Source organism: Paraburkholderia phenazinium (genome assembly GCF_900100735.1).
GTDB classification, from domain to species: domain Bacteria; phylum Pseudomonadota; class Gammaproteobacteria; order Burkholderiales; family Burkholderiaceae; genus Paraburkholderia; species Paraburkholderia phenazinia.
In genome coordinates, this window is the sequence record NZ_FNCJ01000001.1 from 636,938 (window position 1) to 654,426 (window position 17,489).

The 17,489-nt window shown below is 63.9% G+C and carries 18 protein-coding genes; 10 read left to right on the forward strand and 8 right to left on the reverse strand.

Going from position 1 to position 17,489, the window contains the following annotated elements; genetic code table 11:
• Window positions 1–57: 57 nt before the first annotated feature.
• The 5 genes from BLQ92_RS02870 to pxpB all read right to left on the reverse strand — a co-directional run bounded on the left by BLQ92_RS02870 (window position 58) and on the right by pxpB (window position 4,630).
• On the reverse strand, window positions 58–1,014 hold the full coding sequence (locus BLQ92_RS02870) for a DUF979 domain-containing protein (RefSeq protein WP_090681509.1): 957 nt from the start codon (window positions 1,012–1,014) through the stop codon (window positions 58–60).
• The gene (locus BLQ92_RS02875; RefSeq protein WP_090681512.1) at window positions 1,011–1,754 is read right to left on the reverse strand and encodes a DUF969 domain-containing protein; all 744 of its coding nucleotides are present in this window, start codon (window positions 1,752–1,754) and stop codon (window positions 1,011–1,013) included. The genes BLQ92_RS02870 and BLQ92_RS02875 overlap by 4 nt, the downstream gene beginning before the upstream one ends.
• Before the next feature lie 402 nt (window positions 1,755–2,156).
• Window positions 2,157–2,909, reverse strand: a complete 753-nt coding sequence (gene pxpA, locus BLQ92_RS02880; protein ID WP_090681515.1) for a 5-oxoprolinase subunit PxpA — start codon at window positions 2,907–2,909, stop codon at window positions 2,157–2,159.
• An 18-nt stretch (window positions 2,910–2,927) separates the two neighbouring features.
• Window positions 2,928–3,980: a 5-oxoprolinase subunit C family protein gene (locus BLQ92_RS02885; protein WP_090681517.1), complete on the reverse strand. Its 1,053-nt coding sequence runs from the start codon at window positions 3,978–3,980 to the stop codon at window positions 2,928–2,930.
• Window positions 3,977–4,630 carry a 5-oxoprolinase subunit PxpB gene (gene pxpB, locus BLQ92_RS02890; protein ID WP_090681519.1) on the reverse strand — a complete coding sequence of 218 codons (654 nt, stop codon included), beginning with the start codon at window positions 4,628–4,630 and terminating at the stop codon, window positions 3,977–3,979. The genes BLQ92_RS02885 and pxpB overlap by 4 nt, the downstream gene beginning before the upstream one ends.
• A gap of 327 nt (window positions 4,631–4,957) precedes the next feature.
• On the opposite strand from pxpB, the gene BLQ92_RS02895 reads away from it, so the two are divergent.
• On the forward strand, window positions 4,958–5,470 hold the full coding sequence (locus BLQ92_RS02895; RefSeq protein ID WP_090681521.1) for a winged helix DNA-binding protein: 513 nt from the start codon (window positions 4,958–4,960) through the stop codon (window positions 5,468–5,470).
• A 56-nt stretch (window positions 5,471–5,526) separates the two neighbouring features.
• On the opposite strand, the gene BLQ92_RS02900 is transcribed toward BLQ92_RS02895, so the two are convergent.
• Window positions 5,527–6,123, reverse strand: a complete 597-nt coding sequence (locus BLQ92_RS02900) for a 5-formyltetrahydrofolate cyclo-ligase (RefSeq protein WP_244106011.1) — start codon at window positions 6,121–6,123, stop codon at window positions 5,527–5,529.
• Between the two features lie 20 nt (window positions 6,124–6,143).
• On the opposite strand from BLQ92_RS02900, the gene BLQ92_RS02905 reads away from it, so the two are divergent.
• From BLQ92_RS02905 to BLQ92_RS02920, 4 genes are all read left to right on the forward strand, one after another.
• Window positions 6,144–8,111 carry a lytic transglycosylase domain-containing protein gene (locus BLQ92_RS02905; RefSeq protein WP_090681523.1) on the forward strand — a complete coding sequence of 656 codons (1,968 nt, stop codon included), beginning with the start codon at window positions 6,144–6,146 and terminating at the stop codon, window positions 8,109–8,111.
• Between the two features lie 74 nt (window positions 8,112–8,185).
• The gene (locus BLQ92_RS02910; protein WP_090681525.1) at window positions 8,186–9,139 is read left to right on the forward strand and encodes a complex I NDUFA9 subunit family protein; all 954 of its coding nucleotides are present in this window, start codon (window positions 8,186–8,188) and stop codon (window positions 9,137–9,139) included.
• 36 nt (window positions 9,140–9,175) lie between these two features.
• Window positions 9,176–9,826 carry a glutathione S-transferase family protein gene (locus BLQ92_RS02915; RefSeq protein WP_090681527.1) on the forward strand — a complete coding sequence of 217 codons (651 nt, stop codon included), beginning with the start codon at window positions 9,176–9,178 and terminating at the stop codon, window positions 9,824–9,826.
• Complete coding sequence (locus tag BLQ92_RS02920; protein ID WP_090681529.1) at window positions 9,823–11,058, forward strand: multifunctional CCA addition/repair protein; 1,236 nt, start codon at window positions 9,823–9,825, stop codon at window positions 11,056–11,058. The genes BLQ92_RS02915 and BLQ92_RS02920 overlap by 4 nt, the downstream gene beginning before the upstream one ends.
• Before the next feature lie 652 nt (window positions 11,059–11,710).
• Here BLQ92_RS02920 and BLQ92_RS02925 read toward each other — a convergent pair.
• Both BLQ92_RS02925 and BLQ92_RS02930 read right to left on the reverse strand, forming a co-directional pair.
• On the reverse strand, window positions 11,711–11,905 hold the full coding sequence (locus tag BLQ92_RS02925) for a DUF2905 domain-containing protein (RefSeq protein WP_090681531.1): 195 nt from the start codon (window positions 11,903–11,905) through the stop codon (window positions 11,711–11,713).
• A gap of 53 nt (window positions 11,906–11,958) precedes the next feature.
• Window positions 11,959–13,146 (reverse strand): class I SAM-dependent methyltransferase, encoded by a 1,188-nt coding sequence (locus tag BLQ92_RS02930; protein ID WP_090681532.1) that lies wholly within the window; start codon window positions 13,144–13,146, stop codon window positions 11,959–11,961.
• Window positions 13,147–13,159: 13 nt separating this feature from the next.
• Between BLQ92_RS02930 and BLQ92_RS02935 the strand changes: the two genes are divergently transcribed.
• From BLQ92_RS02935 to BLQ92_RS02955, 5 genes are all read left to right on the forward strand, one after another.
• Complete coding sequence (locus BLQ92_RS02935) at window positions 13,160–13,984, forward strand: SDR family oxidoreductase (RefSeq protein WP_090681534.1); 825 nt, start codon at window positions 13,160–13,162, stop codon at window positions 13,982–13,984.
• Window positions 13,985–14,064: 80 nt separating this feature from the next.
• Window positions 14,065–14,460, forward strand: a complete 396-nt coding sequence (locus BLQ92_RS02940; RefSeq protein WP_090681536.1) for a dihydroneopterin aldolase — start codon at window positions 14,065–14,067, stop codon at window positions 14,458–14,460.
• A gap of 3 nt (window positions 14,461–14,463) precedes the next feature.
• The gene (gene ttcA / locus BLQ92_RS02945; protein WP_090681537.1) at window positions 14,464–15,477 is read left to right on the forward strand and encodes a tRNA 2-thiocytidine(32) synthetase TtcA; all 1,014 of its coding nucleotides are present in this window, start codon (window positions 14,464–14,466) and stop codon (window positions 15,475–15,477) included.
• Between the two features lie 145 nt (window positions 15,478–15,622).
• Window positions 15,623–16,984: a bifunctional UDP-N-acetylglucosamine diphosphorylase/glucosamine-1-phosphate N-acetyltransferase GlmU gene (gene glmU, locus BLQ92_RS02950; protein ID WP_090681539.1), complete on the forward strand. Its 1,362-nt coding sequence runs from the start codon at window positions 15,623–15,625 to the stop codon at window positions 16,982–16,984.
• A 64-nt stretch (window positions 16,985–17,048) separates the two neighbouring features.
• Window positions 17,049–17,489, forward strand: a 441-nt coding sequence (locus BLQ92_RS02955; protein WP_176860726.1) for a class II glutamine amidotransferase, incomplete at its 3' end; no start/stop codon positions are given.

Consider the following 17,489-nt stretch of genomic DNA (forward strand, 5'->3'; position numbering starts at 1 on the left):
CCGGGATTGCATCCGGTCCTGCGCCCGTGACTGCGCCGACGCGGACGCAGCCATGTCCTACAGAAACATCAGGAAATTCAGCAGGAAAATATTCACCACCAGCAGCGACAGCGCCGTGGGCACCTGCACCTTGATCACCGCGTTCTTGTCCGGCAGTTCGAGCAGCGCGACCGGCACCATGTTGAAGTTCGCGGCCATCGGCGTCATCAGCGTGCCGCAGTAGCCCGAGAACATGCCGATCGCCACCATCACCGCCGGGTTGCCGTGGAACACGCCGACCAGAATCGGTACGCCCACGCCACCCGTCATCACCGGGAATGCAGCGAAGCCGTTGCCCATCACCATCGTGAACACCGCCATGCCGATGCAGTACACGGCCACCGCGACGAACCGGTAGTCGAGGTTGATATAGGCGGTCGTCACGTGTGCGACGGCCTTGCCGACGCCCGCGTCGGAGAACACCAGACCGAGCATGCCGAGCATCTGCGGCAGCACGGCGGCCCACGACAGCGCATCGACGAGGCGGCGTGCTTCCTTCATCGATTGACCGACCGTGTCGCGCGTCATCACGCAGGCCACCGCGAGGGCGATGATGCAGCCGATGCCGAAGCCGATCAGCGTGACGTTCTTTTGCTCAATCAGCGGCGTGCCACCGAAAATCAGATGGCTTGCCGCCAGCGTGATCACGACGGTGACGACCGGAATCGTCAATGCTGGAATGAACAGCTTGTTGCCGAGGCGCGCCGCGCTCGCCTGACGAGCCTCCAGCGACAGCACCTTGGGTTTGGCCGCCGTCACGCCGCCGAACCCGGCGATCAGCGCCATCGCGATCACCAGCACGCCGACCACGGAAGGCGGCACCAGATCGCCGGCCAGGAAGATCAGCGCATACAGGATCCAGAAGCCGCCGGCGGTCAGACGGCGCGGGTGGTCTTTGTCGGTGAGGATCATGCCGCCGATGATCAGCAGCACGATGCCGAGCAGCCAGAACAGGTAGTTGATGGTGAGCGTCATGCCTTGTCTCCTGTCGCGGACGGGCTCTGCGTTGCCGCTTTCGCTGCGGCGTTGCCGCGCAGTTCGCGGTCGAGCCTGCGATCGAGCAGGTACAGGCGGAAGCCGTGAATCAGGAACGCGCAGATCGCGGTGGGGATGCCCCAGACGGCCACGTGGATCGGTTCGACCTCGATGCCTGCTTCGCGCAGGAAAGTGGTCATCAGCACGATTGCGCCGAAGGCGACGAAGATGTCCTCGCCGAAGAACAGGCCGACATTATCGGTAGCGGCGGCGAACGCGCGCAGGCGGTGGCGCACTGCATCGGTGAGCTTGCCGTAGCGGCTTTCGGCGGCGCCCTCGGTCATCGGCGCGATCAGCGGACGCACCATCTGCGGATGGCCGCCGAGGCCGGTCAGGCCGACCGCCGCCGTCAGTTCGCGCACCAGCAGGTAGACGATCAGCAGGCGCCCGGCTGTGGCCGCCTTGATGCCGGCGATCCACGTCTGCGCTCGTTCGCGCAGCCCGTGCCGTTCGAGCAGACCGATCACCGCCAGCGGCAGCAGGATGATCAGCGGGATATTGCGCGTCTTGATGAAACCTGTGCCGATAGCGGCGAGGATTTTCTCGGGTGGAAAGTGCGCGGCCAGCGCGGTAATGATCGCGGCGGCGGCCACGATCAGCATTGGATTGAAGCGCAACACAAAACCTACGATGATCACGGCCACGCCTATAAGCGGCCATAGATTGACTGCTGTCTGCATCAGGATCTCCAAACAGGGTTGCTAACCTTGCCGCTGATGGCGGCTAACGTGAGGCGGCGTCGGACTATGCCCTGTGCCGTCTTGCTGTGCGCGGCTCTGGATGGCCGCGTCAATCCACTGCAATTGCCTTTGCTTTTACATCCACGTCTGCGTCTGCGTCTGCTACTGCCTGCTCTGCTGCGGGTACGGCTTCGTGTACTGCGGTTTCGTCTACTACTGGTTCGTGCTGAGGCTGCTGCCCAGGTTGGTGCTTAAGGTGTTGCTTAAGGCGTTGCTAAGGACGCGCTCCTGGTCCTGTCTCAGGCCTTGTCCGGATTTGCGACGTACTGCACCTGGCAAACGCCCCGCGCGAGGCGGGGCGTTGCGTACTCCGTGGTTGACCGTCGCGCGGCTCGCTCAGGCTCAGGCGCGCGCGGCGTTGGCCGCGTGAACTTCGATGCCGGCGTCTTCGAGCGCGCTGCGGATACGACGCGCAAACGCCAGTGCATGCGGACCGTCGCCGTGCAGGCAGATGGTCTGCGCGTTGAGCGGCACCCAGCGGCCGTCGACGGCTTGCACGCGTTGCTCGCGCACCATCGCGAGGGTGCGTTCGAGCACCTCGTCTTCGTCGTCGAGCAGTGCGCCCGGCTCCTTGCGCGGCACGAGCGAGCCGTCGGCGCGATAGCCGCGATCGGCGAACACTTCTTCGATGGCGATCAAACCGGCTTCGCGGGCGGCGGTCACGAGGCCGCTATTGGCAAGCGCGAACACCGCCACCGACGGATCGAAGTCGTGCACCGCGGAGACGATTGCATCGGCGATCTTCGGGTCGCGCGCGGCCTGGTTGTAGAGCGCACCGTGCGGCTTGACGTGCGCGATACGCCCGCCTTCAGCCTGGGCAATCGCCGAGAGCGCGCCGAGCTGGTACAGCACGCCCGCGTAAATCTCGCTGGCGGGCAGGTCCATTTCCTTGCGGCCGAAGTTCTCGGGGTCGTTGAAACTCGGATGCGCGCCAATCGAGACGCCTTTCCGGACAGCCCAGCGCACGCAGTCGTGCATCGCATTGGCGCCGCCCGCGTGCCAGCCGCACGCAATATTGGCCGAACTGACGAGGTCGAGCAGCGCCTCATCGGAGCCACAACCCTCGCCGAGATCGGCGTTCAAATCGATTTCCATAATTTCCTCTACTGGGTCTTACAACGCTGCTACCGCCGGTTGGCGTGCGCAGCGCTCTTCATGCATCGCGATTGCGGCATCGATCTGCCGCAAATACGTTCTTTCTTCAACTAACGCCTGACGCGCCTCGTGAGGCGTGGTCGGGATGAAACGGATCGCACCGTTCAGGCGCACCTGGGCGAGCTTCCACAGATCGGCCTGAATTACCGCGCCGATCTTCGGATAACCGCCGGTGGTCTGCGCGTCGCTCAGCAACACGATCGGCTGGCCGTTCGGCGGCACCTGGATCGTGCCCGGCACGACGGCGTGCGAAAGCAGGTCGGTGTTGCGCGTGCGTTTGAGTTCGGTACCGGCGAGCCGGTAGCCCATGCGGTTGCTGTTGGGCGTAACGAGCCATTCGTCCGACCAGAACGCCTCTTGAGCGGCAGCCGGGAATTGCTCGTATTCGGGTCCTTGCAGCACGCGGATCGGCACTGCCCAGGCGACGCCGGACGGATGCCGGCCGCGCCGCAGCGGCTCGTGGACCAGCACGAACTTGCACCAGGCCGGCGCCTTCACGCCGAATTCGGGCGACTGCGGACTAAAGCCGCTGCCGGCGCGCGCCGACGGCACGCCAACCGGCAGACGGTCGCCGTCGCGCAGGGCACGGCCGCCGAGGCCGCCAAATTGTCCGGCAAGGTCGGTGCTGCGCGAGCCGAGCATGGGCAGCACGTCGATGCCGCCGGCGATCGCGACGTAGCCGCGCATGCCGCGCTTCGCCGCTTGCAGTGTCAGTTCCTGGCCGGCTTGCACCGGCAGGCTCCACCATGAATAGACCGGTTTGCCGTCGAGCGTGGCGCCGAATTCGGTGCCGGTGATCGCGATCCGGGTGGCGCGAGGAAAGCGTAGCACGGTCGGCCCAAACGTGACCTCGAGCCCGGCAGCGTCCGGCCGGTTGCCGACGAGACGGTTGCCCACCTCAAGCGACAGGCGGTCGAGCGCGCCGCCCATCGCGACGCCGAGGTGCCGGTAGCCATGCCGTCCAAGATCCTGAACCGTGGTCAGGAGACCCGCGCGAATGACATCGATCATGCGTCGATCCCCGCAACGGTGAAGCGCACCCGGTCGCCTGGCTGCAGCAGGGTGGGCGGGGTACGGGTGGGGTCGAACAAGGGCGCCGGGGTGCGGCCGATCAGTTGCCAGCCGCCCGGCGAGGTGGCCGGATAGATGCCAGTCTGCTCGCCGCCAATCCCCACCGATCCCGCCGGCACTTCGAGCCGCGGCGACGCGCGGCGCGGCGTATGCAGCGCTTCTTCGAGGCCGCCCATATAGGCGAAGCCGGGCTGGAAGCCGAGGAAGAACACCACATATTCACCGGCCGTATGCCGCTGGACCACTTCTTTGACCGACAGGCCGGTGTGACTGGCCACGACCTGCAGGTCAGGACCGAACTCGCCGCCGTACTGCACCGGAATCTCGACTTCGCGGCCGGCGGCCGGCGCGTCGCCGCTGGCGTCCCACGCGGCCTGCAACTGGTTGGCGAGCGCGGCGCTATCCGCCTCCAGCGGATCGAACACGATGGTCAGGTTGTTCATGCCGGGCACCACCTCGAGCACGTGCGGCCAGTTGCGCGCCGCCGCGGCAGCGGCCCAGACGCGCTGCTGGCAGGCGAGTGTGGCCGGCGCGGGCGCCTCGCAGACGAGCGCGGCGTCGCCGAACTGAAAGATTCGTGGTTGGGTCATCGCTGCTTCATTCGGGTCGGAGAACCTTGCAAAGGTGCCAAAGTGGAACTGCACCGCTCATGACTGGTTATCGGCGCCAGGAACGCTATCTGTGATGCATAGAGTACATTCTCTATAAAATATCGACAATTTATCAATAAGAGTTTTTTCCAGGCATCGCTTTTGGGGCGCTCGGCGTACACTGCGCTCTCAAGAAAATGCCGGACCACCCCAGCTTTTGTCTGCCAATTGCCTGCTGTTTTGCCCACCGTTTCGCCTGCCGTTTGCTTGCGGTGAGGCTGCGGGCTTGGGGACTTCACTTTCATTCGTGTAGCGAGAACACCTGTCATGTCGCGCCAACCGACCAAAATCGTCTCCTCGGAACATCTCGTGTCTGAATCGAGCGCGGAGCTGTCCGAGCTGGAGTACGGGCTCATCATGGCGAGCAACGCATTCAACCGCTGGATGGTGCGATGCATGTCGGCCGCGGGCGAAAAAGACATGACCGCCATCGAGGTGTCGCTGCTGCATCACGTCAGCCATCGCGAGCGCCGCAAGAAACTCGCCGATATCTGCTTCGTCCTCAACATCGAGGACACCCACGTCGCCACTTACGCGTTGAAGAAGCTGGTAGCTAGAGGGTATGTAAAAAGCGAAAAGACCGGCAAGGAAGTGTTCTTTTCGGCCACGGAGGCTGGGCGCAATCTCTGTCTCAAGTACCGTGAGGTGCGTGAGAGCTGTCTGATCGCCACGCTCAGGGAGAGCGGTCTGACGAATGAGCAGATCGGCGAGGCCGCGCAACTGATGCGCAACGCCTCGGGACTGTACGACACGGCGGCGCGGGCGGCAGCATCGCTGTGATGCCTGGCCGGCTGGCTGGTTCGACCCCCGGCGCTGGTTGTGCCGTGGTGCTCTGGCTACGCCGGCAGGGGATAGCTGGCGGCTTCGGTGACGATCAGGTCGAGCGGGATGTCGTGGGCTTCGCGTTGTAGCACGTCGGTGCGGCAGGCTTCGTAGGCGACGCCGACCGTGACCGGACGGGTCGCACCGGGCCATGTCGCCAGCGTGCGATCGTAATAACCACCGCCGTAGCCGAGCCGGTAGCCGGCGGCGTCGAAGCCCACGCACGGCACGAACAGCAGGTCGGGCGTGACGATCACCTCGGTAGCGGGTTCGGGAATCCGGTGGTGGCCGATCTTCATCGGCGTGTCCGGCGCCCATGCGTGGAACTGCAGGGCCTCGCCGCGGTTTCTGACCACCGGGAGACTGGCTTGCCGGTGCGCGCCAAGCGCAAGCCAGATGGCGATTGCCGCGCGCGCGTCGAATTCGCCCGGCAACGGCCAGTAAAACCCCACACAAGCCGGTTCATGAAGCTTCAATGCGTCGAGCAGGCGGCGGCTCAGCGCCTCCTCGGCGGCCGGCTCGAGAGCCGCTTGCAGACGTGCTTCCAGCAGCCTTTTTCGGAGCGCGTTTTTCGATTCCGGAAGGGGGTTGCGTGCTATGCTTGGGCTCAATTCGCGCTCCAGAAACAACGATGTCAAAACGCCTCTTTCGAGTATATCGCGCGGTCGGTCTTGCGCTCGCCGCTGCGGCACTCGTCGCGTGCAGCACGGCCTCCGCAGTGAAGCCTGTTCCGCTTTCGCAACTCTCCAACGACGATCAGATTTTCGTGCAGCTGCGCGAAGCGGCGCGCAATAACGACATTGCGCGGACGGCCCAGCTAGCGGCGATGATTCCGGACTATCCGGCGCCGGGGTATGTGGAGTACTTCCAGCTCAAGCCGCAGTTGTTCGATTCGACCGGGCATGCGAACGTCGACGCGCCGGACGCGCCGGTGCTGTCGTTCCTGCAGAAGTACGACGGCCAGGCGATTGCCGACCGGCTGCGCAACGACTATCTGGTGGTGCTCGGTGCGCGTCACGACTGGAATAACTTCGACCAGCAATACGCGCGCTTCGTGCTCAACGACGATACGCAGGTCAAGTGCTATGCGCTCGAATCGCGTGCGGCGCACGGCGAGAACGTGGCGGACGCGGCGCGCGCGCTGCTGGTCGATCCGAAATGGTATGGCGACGGCTGTATCGATCTCGTCACCGCACTTGCCGTGAACCAGCAGTTCAGCTCGGACGACGTCTGGCAGCAGATCCGCCTTGCCTACGAACAGAACTACACCAGCACCGGCAGCAAGCTGGTCGACGCGCTCGGCAACCAGCGCCCCGACCCGGTGCTGTTCGATCAGGCGGCGAGCACGCCGCCGTTGCTGCTGGCGCGCGGCGTCGGACCCGATACGCAGTCGCATCAACTGGCCCTGCTGGCGATCACGCGGATGGCGCGCAACGACCCGGCGATGGCCGCGGCGACCTTCGCATCGGTGGCGCCGTCGTTGAGTTCGCCGGAGCGCGCGATCGGCTGGGGCACGATTGCCTACCAGGCGGCTGCCAAGCAGATGTCGACCGCAGTGGACTGGTACCGGCTGTCGGCGAATGCGCCCCTGTCCAATCCGGCTTACGAATGGCGTACGCGTAGCGCGCTGCTGGCCGGCGACTGGACGATGGTGCGCTGGTCGATCGAGCAGATGCCGGCCGCGCTGCGCAGCCAGCCGTCCTGGGTCTACTGGCACGCTCGCGCGCTGAAGGAAGCGGGCAACACGGTTCAGGCCAACCAGGAATTCGAATCGATCGCGCCGGGCTATAACTTCTACGGGCAACTTGCCTCGGAGGAACTGGGCCAGAAGATCACCGTGCCGCCGAAGACCACTGTGTCGGACGCCGAAGTGCAGCAAGCGGCCAATACACCGGGCTTCGCGCTCGCCCAGCGCTTCTACCAGCTTAACCTGCGGCTCGAAGGCAACCGCGAGTGGAACTGGCCGCTGCGCACCATGAGCGACCGCCAGCTGCTGGCCGTCGCCGAGTACGCGCGCCGTATCGAACTGTATGACCGCACCGTCAACACAGCCGACCGCACGAAGGCCGAACACGACTTCTCGCTGCGCTACCTGTCGCCGTTCCGCGATATCGTCGAGCGCGATGCGCAGTCCAACGGCCTTGATGTCGAGTGGGCGTATGGGCTGATTCGCCAGGAGTCGCGCTTCATCATGAATGCGCGTTCGGACGTGGGTGCAAGCGGCCTGATGCAGTTGATGCCGGGCACGGCGCAACTGGTGGCGAAGAAGATCGGCCTGGGCCCGATCTCGCGTGAGCAGATGAACGACATCAACACCAACATCCTGCTCGGCACCAACTACCTGTCGATGATCTACAATCAGTTCGATGGGTCAGCCGTGCTCGCCACCGCTGGCTACAACGCCGGCCCGGGCCGTCCGAAGGCCTGGCGCGAAGGGCTGGCACGCCCGGTCGAGGGAGCGATCTTCGCGGAGACGATTCCGTTCAACGAGACCCGCGACTACGTCAAGAATGTGCTGTCCAACACGGTCTACTATGCGGCACTGTTCGAAGGCCATCCGCAATCGCTGAAGGCGCGCCTGGGTTATATCGCGCCGTAAGCGTCGTGCCGCCGCGTCCCTCGCGGCGGCGCCTCACTCCAGCCGTTGCCGCGGCTTCCACCAGGGAGTCGGAAATGCGACATCAAGCCATTGCGATCATCGGCGGCTCCGGTTTTATCGGCAGCCATCTCGTCAACGCGCTCGTCGAACTCGGCAAAGACGTTCGCATTGCCACCCGCCGCCGCTACAACGCGCGCCACCTCACCCTGCTGCCCATCGACGTGATCGAAGCCGACGTGTTCGATCCGGTTCAGCTCGCACGTTTCGTCGAGAACGCCGACGCGGTGATCAACCTGGTAGGCACGCTGCATGACGGACGCGGCACGCCGTATGGTCCAGGATTTGCGAAGACGCACGTCGAGTTGCCGACGAAAATCGTCGCGGCCTGCGAAGGCAAGGGTGTGCACCGGCTGATCCATATCAGCGCGATCGGCGCCGACCCGAAGGGGCCGAGCATGTATTTGCGCTCCAAGGGCGACGGCGAAAAAGCCGTGCATGCATCGACGCTGGCGACGACGATTTTCCGGCCTTCCGTTGTGTTCGGTCCGGAGGACAGGCTGCTCAACCAGTTCGCGTTTTTGCAGCGCGTATTTCCGATGATTCCGCTGGCCTGCCCGGATGCGCAGTTCCAGCCGGTGTTTGTCGGCGATGTCGCGAAGGCCATCGTCAACGTGCTCGATCTGGACGCCGCGAGCGGCCGCACCTACGAACTGGGCGGCCCGACGGTGTATACGTTGGAACAACTGGTGAAGTATTGCGGCGAGGTGATTGGCCGCCATGCGCGGATCATCCGGCTGCCGGATGCGCTGGCGCGGCTGCAGGCGCTGACGTTCGAAATGGCGCCAGGCGAGCCGGTGATTTCGCGCGACAATCTCGATTCGATGACGGTGCCGAGCGTATTGAGCGGGCCGCTCGCGCCGGAACTGGGCATCGAGCCCGCCAGCATCGAAACGATTGCCCCCGTGTATCTGACCGGCGCGTCGTTGCGCTCGCGCTTCAATACGTTCCGCGCCAGCGCGGGGCGCTAAACCTATGTTTTCCTATCTTTTCTCTTTGACTGAAGCATGAAACTTCTGATCGGTGACAAGAACTATTCGTCGTGGTCGATGCGTCCGTGGGTGCTGTTGAAGCACTTCGGCATTCCGTTCGAGGAAGTGTGTATCGAACTGGGCGAACCCGGCACGAAAGCCGCGATCCTGACGCATTCGCCTTCGGGCAAGCTGCCTTATCTTTCCGACGACGACGGCCTCGCGGTATGGGATTCGCTGGCGATAGCCGAGACGCTGGCCGAGCGCTTCCCGCAGCACGCCCTCTGGCCTCGTGATCCAGTGGCGCGTGGCAAGGCGCGCAGCATCAGCGCCGAGATGCATTCGGGCTTTGGCGAACTGCGTACGAACATGTGGATGAACATCCGCGCATCGTCGTTCGCGGGCAAGGGCGCGACGCCTGGCACACTGGCCGATATCGCGCGTATCGAGGCGATCTGGAGCGGCTGTCTCGAGCAATACGACGGGCCGTTTCTGTTCGGCGAGTTCAGTATTGCTGACGCGATGTATGCACCGGTGGTGATGCGCTTCAACGCCTGGAAGCCGGCGCTGTCCGATACGGCAGCAGCTTACGCGCGGCGCGTGACAGAGTTGCCGGCCGTGCGAGCGTGGATTGAGGACGCACAGCGCGAGCCCCATGTGATCCCTGCTTACGATACGTGCGCATGAATATCTATGCAGTAGGCGGAGCGATTCGCGACGAGTTGCTGGGCGTGCCGGTTCAGGACCGCGATTACGTGGTGGTCGGCGCGACACCTGAGCAGATGGTGGCGCAGGGCTACCGGCCGGTCGGCAAGGATTTCCCGGTGTTCCTGCATCCGCAGACGCACGAGGAATATGCGCTGGCGCGCACCGAGCGCAAGACGGCGGCCGGCTACCACGGCTTCCAGTTCTTCTACGCCCCGGACGTGACGCTCGAAGAAGATCTGGCGCGACGCGATCTGACGATCAATGCGATGGCGCGTGAAGTGCGGCCGGATGGTTCATTAACTGGCCCCGTGGTCGACCCGTTCAACGGCCAGGCCGATCTGCAGGCACGGGTGTTCCGTCATGTGAGCGATGCGTTCCTGGAAGACCCTGTGCGGATCTTGCGGGTGGCGCGGTTTGCGGCGCGCTTCACCGATTTCACGGTGGCGCCGGAGACGATGGAACTGATGCGCAAGATGGTGAGCGCGGGCGAGGTGGATGCGCTGGTTGCGGAGCGGGTGTGGCAGGAGGTGTCACGCGGCTTGATGGAGCGACAGCCATCGCGGATGTTTGCGGTGCTGCGCGAATGCGGGGCGCTAGCGCGGATCTTGCCGGAGATCGATGCGTTGTACGGTGTGCCGCAGCGGGCGGATTATCACCCTGAGGTTGATACCGGGGTGCATGTGATGATGGTGGTGGATTACGCTGCGGCGCGGGGGTATGCGTTGGCGGTGCGGTTTGCGGCGCTCACGCATGATCTGGGCAAGGCGACCACGCCCGAGGATGTGTTGCCACGGCATATCGGGCACGAAGGACGCAGTGTGGATTTGCTGAAGCCTTTGTCTGAGAGGCTGCGCGTGCCGAATGAGTGCCGGGATCTGGCGGTTCTGGTTGCTCGGGAGCATGGGAATATTCATCGCGTCATGGAGACGGGGGCTGCTGGGGTTGTGCGGCTTCTTGAGAGATGTGATGCGATTCGGAAACCTGGGCGGTTTGCTGAGGCGTTGCAGGCATGTGAGGCGGATGCTCGCGGGCGGCTTGGGTTTGAATTGCGGGAGTATCCACAGGCTGAACGGCTTAGGGTCGCTCTTGTCGCTGCGCGGGCTGTTGATGCCGGGGCTGTGGCTAAGAGTTTTGCTGATCGGCCTGAGCTCATTAAAGATGCTGTGCAGAGGGAGAGGGTTCGGGCGGTGGCTACTGCACTTCAGGAGTAGCTTGGCGTTGCTCTTGCCTGCGGCGCCTTGGTTTTTGGTTGGTTTGCCTACGGTGTTGGCCTTTCCTTGTATTCTTAGTGGTCTATTAGGTTCGCCCCTGTGCGGGGCGGCACTTACTTTCTTTGCCGCCGCAAAGAAAGTAAGCAAAGAAAGCGGGCTCACACCGCCAGCTTGTAGTGAGCCATCTCGGTACACCTCCGGGAACGGCCCAAGACGAGACCTGCTCTCGCGCCACAAACGTTTGTGACAAGGGTGTCATCCGTTCCAGCGTTGCGCTACGCGCCCCGCCGAAGGGCATACCCCCTTCTGCAAACTCCGTAGGTATTCTAACTATCGTGGCTTACCCGTTTTCCCTTGCAAACCCAGCCGCGACGCACGTAGTGCGGAGTGGGGTGGATGAGCGCTGTGTCACTAACGTGGGAGATGCGAGGGCAGGTCTCGTCTTGGGCCGTTTCCGTTAGCAAACCTAGATGTCTCACTACGAGCTAGCGGAGTGAAGCCCGCTTTCTTTGCTTACTTTCTTTGCGGCGGCAAAGAAAGTAAGTGCCGCCCCGCACAGGGGCGAAGCTAATAGACCACTAAGAATACAAGGAAAGGCCAACACCGCAGGAACACAGCCCACCCGCCGGGAGGCAAAATCAAAAACCCAGCACTACAAAACCTTAACCAACAAACTCAAAACCATAGACAAAACAAGGGTGGACATAAACGGAAACGGATACTCCTTCCCAAACATCCTCAGAGTGACATCCCCGGGCATCCGCCCAACCCCAAACTTCCTGAGCCAAGGCCAACAACTCGACAAAATGGCCACGGCGACAAACGTAGTCAACAACCACCGAATCATCGCGATCCCCTAACGGAGTTGCAAACCGTAACTGCCCCTCAACCCGAACGGGTTCACAGCGTGTGCGTCCTATCCCCACTCGCAAACGCATCGAGTGTCTCCTCAATGCCCCGCGAAAACGCGATCACCTTGAACAACTCACCCATCTCCGCCTCGGACAACAACTTCTGCACCGCATTCGCCGCAGGCAAAAATCGCGCGGTATCGGTCGGGTCAATCTCCCCCAACACCTCTGTAATCCCCGCATTCAACAGAAACCGCGCCTGCGACGTATACCCCAGCAAATCTGCTCCAGTATCCACACCCGCCTCGGCAATCCCCGTAAACTCTACGTGCGCCGTAATGTCCTGCAAGCCCGGATACAAAAACGGATCGCCATGCGCACGGTGGCGGTAGTGGCACATCAACGTCCCCTGCTCACGCTGCGCGTGATAGTACTCATGCCGCGGAAACCCATAGTCGATCAGCAAAGCAGCGCCCCGCGTCAGCATCGTGCAGATGGTTCGCGTAAAAGCCCGCGCCGCTTCGTGCGTCTCCGTTACGTACGCGACGTCCATTTCCAGACTCGACAGAAATTCGACGTCCTGCGGCGCGCTCACCGGCCGGTCGGCAAAAGCGAACCCGTCGTCCCGAATCGTCACGCCGCGTTCCTGCCAGGCTCCGTCCGCATGCGCAAAGAGCCGCACCGGCATCGCATCCAGTACCTCGTTGCCGATCACCACGCCTTCGAATTGCTCGGGTAACGCATCCAGCCAGCGCACGCGCGCCGCGAGCGACGGCGCCTGCGCTTCGATCGTCTCGCGTTGCCGCTCACGCAATTCGCCCGATAAGTCCACGATCGAATAGGTCTCGAACGAGGCGCCCAATTCGTCCAGTGCGTTCAGCAGGCCCGCCGCCAGCTTGCCCGTGCCGGCGCCGAATTCCATCACGTGGCGTGTGCCGCTCGCTTCCAGCGCCTGCGCGACCGGTCGAGCCAGCGTAGCGGCGAACAGCGGCGACAGCTCCGGGGCCGTCACGAAGTCGCTGCCGTCCTCCGGACGGCGGCCGAATTTGATCGATCCGCCGCCGTAGTAGCCCAGCCCCGGTGCGTATAAGGCCTGCTCCATATAGCGGTCGAACGGCAGCCAGCCGCCAGCTTGCGCGATCTCCGTGCGGATCTGCGCAGACAGCGCTTCCGACTGCGCAAGCGCGCTCGGGCCGGGAGCAGGTAAACTATCGGGTTGGTGAGCTTTCGGATTCATCCGCATATTGTAAATGACCGTCCCCTCCGACACTTCCACTGTCCACGCCCGTTCGGCCGCTGTTCCGCGCGTCGTCCTGATCACCGGCGCCGCCCGGCGGATCGGCCGGGCGCTCGCGCTCGGCTTTGCCAGCCGGGGCTGGGACGTGGCTGTGCATTACGGAAAATCGCGGGCGGAGGCCGACGAGGTGGTGGCAGAAATCGCCGCCCTCGGCCGCCGGGCGGTCGCGCTGCAGGCGGATCTGGCCGTCGAGGCCGAGGTCGCCCGGCTCGTGCCGGAATGTACGGCAGCGCTCGGCCGGCCGGTGTGTATCGTCAACAATGCCTCCCAGTTCGACGAAGATACCGCCCGCGACGTCGGTTACGAGCGTTTGCTGACCCATACGGCCATCAATCTCGGCGCGCCGCTCGTGCTGGCGCGTATGCTGTACGAGGTCACGCCCGAAGCCGCCCGCAGCGACGAAACGCTGCGCGCCGTGGTCGTGAACGTGCTGGACCAGAAGCTGTACAACATGAATCCGGATTACCTGTCCTACACGCTGTCCAAGGCGGCGTTGCAGACAGCCACCGTTGCGCTGGCTCAGGCGCTGGCGCCGAAGCTGCGCGTGGTGGGCCTCGCGCCCGGCCTGACGTTGCAGTCCGGCGATCAGACCCCGGAAGGTTTTGCCGAAGCTCATCGTGTCACCCCGCTTGGCCGGGCGTCGCGGCCCGAGGATATCGTCGCCGCCGCGCTGTATCTGGCCGAGGCGGCGGGCGTGACCGGAACGACGCTGGTCGTCGACGGTGGTCAGCACCTCGTGCCGTCCCCCCGTGACGTGATGTTTTTGACGGGCGCCTGAATGCGCGCGGCCTGGGAAGGCCGTTGTGTCTTGATGCGCCCCCTTGCGTGCCCCGCACGCCTTTTTTGACTGGAACGACCATGTTTGCCGCTCTTTCGCACCCCCGGCTAGCCGATTGCCGCCGGCTTTTTCTGCGCAATTACGAAGTGCACATCAATATCGGCGTGCACGATTTCGAAAAGCGCGGCGAGCAGCGCGTCGTGATCAACGTCGAATTGTTCGTGCCGCTCGCGCTCTCGACCCCCGTCGAAGACAAGCTGCGCGAAGTCGTCGACTACGACTTCATGCGCGCCACCGTGGCGCGCCGCGTCGAACGCGGTCACATTCATCTGCAGGAAACGCTCTGCGACGACCTCGTGAGCGCGCTGCTCTCGCACCCGCAGGTGCGCGCGGCCCGCGTGTCGACCGAAAAGCCGGACGTCTATCCGGACTGCGACGCGGTCGGCGTCGAAGTCTTCCGTATCAAAGAGGATTGAGGCATGAACGCTCCTGACATCCTGAACGCCGGGACGGCTGAGACTCTCGCGGCCGGCGAGGGCGCCGCAGCGACCGCCGAACGGCCCGCCAAGCCCGCTCTGACGCGCCGCGAGCAGAAAGAAGCCTACGAGAACAACAAGCTTTTCAAGCGGCTCGCGCGTCTCGTCGGTCAGGCGATCGGTGACTTCAACATGATCGAGGAAGGCGACAAGGTGATGGTTTGCCTGTCGGGCGGCAAAGACAGCTACGCGATGCTCGACGTGCTGATGCGCCTGCGCGAACGCGCGCCGATTCATTTCGACATCGTGGCGGTGAACCTCGACCAGAAGCAGCCGGGCTTTCCGGAGCACGTGCTGCCGGAATACCTGAAGCAACTGGATATCCCGTTCCATATCGAGAACCAGGACACCTACAGCATCGTCAAGCGGCTGGTGCCGGAAGGCAAGACCACCTGCTCGCTGTGCTCGCGGCTGCGCCGCGGCATCCTGTACCGCGTGGCGGGGGAACTGGGCGCCACCAAGATCGCGCTTGGCCACCATCGCGACGACATCCTGCAGACGCTGCTGCTGAACCTGTTCTACGGCGGCAAGCTGAAGGGCATGCCGCCCAAGCTGCAATCGGACGACGGCAGGAATATCGTGATCCGGCCGCTCGCCTACGTGAAGGAGACCGATCTGGAGAAATACGCGGAGTTGCGCGAATTTCCGATCATTCCGTGCAACCTGTGCGGCAGCCAGCCCAATCTGAAGCGCGCGGAAATGAAGGCGTTGATCCGCGATTGGGACAAACGCTTCCCGGGGCGCGTCGAGAACATGTTCAACGCGCTATCGAACATCGTGCCGTCGCATCTGATGGATCACAAGCTGTTCCCCTTCGCCGATCTGCGCGCGACGGGCGAGGCCGATCCGCACGGCGATATCGCTTTCGACGAAGAACCGTGCTCGACCGGTTCCGACGAGGGCGCACCGTTCAATGGATCGAAGCCGATTTCCATCGTGCAGTTTGACGATCTTTGACGTAAGGTCGTTGCAGCATCGATAGGCCCTGCGAGCCCGGTGCCGCAGGGCTCGCAGGCCGCCGGCGCACGCCCGGCGGCCTGGTTTGCCGTGATGGGCCGCATGCTAGAATTGCAGGCTCCAAACTCGTCCCCTCGCCGACGCCATGAACATCGTAATTTTGGCGGCAGGCACCGGTAAGCGCATGCGCTCTGCGCTGCCCAAGGTGCTCCATCCCCTGGCTGGCCGGCCGCTCCTGTCTCACGTCATCGACACCGCCCGTACGCTCAAGCCTTCCCGGCTCGTCGTGGTGATCGGCCATGGCGGCGACGCTGTGCGCGCGGCAGTGGCCGCGCCTGACGTGCTGTTTGCCGTGCAGGAGCAGCAGCTCGGCACGGGGCACGCCGTCCAGCAGGCCTTGCCCTTGCTCGATCCCACCGTGCCGACGCTGGTGCTCTACGGCGACGTGCCGCTCACGCGGGCCAGCACGCTCAAGCGTCTGGTCGACAGTGCCGCCGAAGGTTGCTACGGCGTGCTCACCGTGACGCTCGACGATCCGTCGGGTTACGGGCGCATCGTGCGCGACCAGACGGGCTGCGTGGTGCGCATCGTCGAGCAGAAGGACGCGACGCCGGAACAACTGCGCATCGCTGAAATCAACACCGGCATTGTCGTGACGCCTACCGCGCAACTTGGCATGTGGCTCGCGGCGCTGAAGAACGACAACGCCCAAGGCGAGTTCTACCTCACCGATGTGGTCGAGCGTGCGATCGAAGCCGGTTTCGAGGTCGTCTCTGCGCAACCGGATGAAGAGTGGGAAACCCTCGGCGTCAACAGCAAGCAGCAGTTGGCCGAGCTGGAACGGGTGCATCAGCACAACGTCGCCGAAGCGCTGCTGGTGGCGGGCGTCACGCTGGCCGACCCGGCGCGTATCGACGTGCGCGGCACGCTCGAATGCGGCCGCGATGTCTCGATCGACGTGAACTGCGTGTTCGAAGGGCATGTGGCGCTCGCGGACAACGTGACCATCGGCCCGAACTGCGTGATCCGCGATTCGAAGCTAGGCGCGGGCACGCGGGTCGAAGCGTTCACGCATATCGAAGGCGCCGAAATCGGCGCGAACGTGGGGCTTGGACCGTATGCGCGGTTGCGCCCAGGGGCGTCGCTGCAGGACGAGTCGCATGTCGGCAACTTCGTCGAAGTGAAGAACGCCGTGATCGGCCATGGCTCGAAGGCGGGCCACCTGACCTATATCGGCGACGCGGATATCGGCGCGCGCGTGAACGTCGGCGCGGGCACCATCACCTGCAACTACGACGGTGCGAACAAGCACCGCACGATCATCGAAGACGATGTGTTTGTTGGCTCGGATACGCAGTTTGTCGCGCCGGTGCGCGTCGGCCGCGGCGTGACGATTGCCGCGGGCACGACGGTCTGGAAGGACGTCGCCGAGAACGTGTTGGTGCTGAACGACAAGACCCAGACGAGCAAGACGGGCTTCATTCGTCCGATCAAAAAGAAAAGCTGAAGGGCCTCCGGCGTGCGACCTCTGCACGCCTTGAAACCTCCCCCCTGCTAAGGATCAAGAATCTATGTGCGGCATTGTTGGCGCGGTTGCGCAGCGTAATATCGTTCCCGTCCTGATCGAAGGACTGCGTCGCCTCGAATATCGCGGCTACGATTCGTGCGGCGTCGCCGTGCTGGCCAATGGCGAACCGCAGCGCGCGCGCAGCGTCGCGCGGGTGGCGGATCTCGACGAACAGGTGCGCGAGAGCCACCTTGAAGGCACCACGGGGATTGCCCACACGCGCTGGGCGACGCACGGCGCGCCGGTCACGGACAACGCCCACCCGATCTTCTCGAGCAACGCGCTGGCGCTGGTGCATAACGGCATCATCGAGAACTACGAAACATTGCGCGAGACGCTGCGCGGCAAGGGCTACGAGTTCGTCTCGCAGACCGATACGGAAGTGATCGCGCATCTGGTGCATAGCCTGTATCAGGGCGATCTGTTCGCTGCGGTGCGCGCGGCG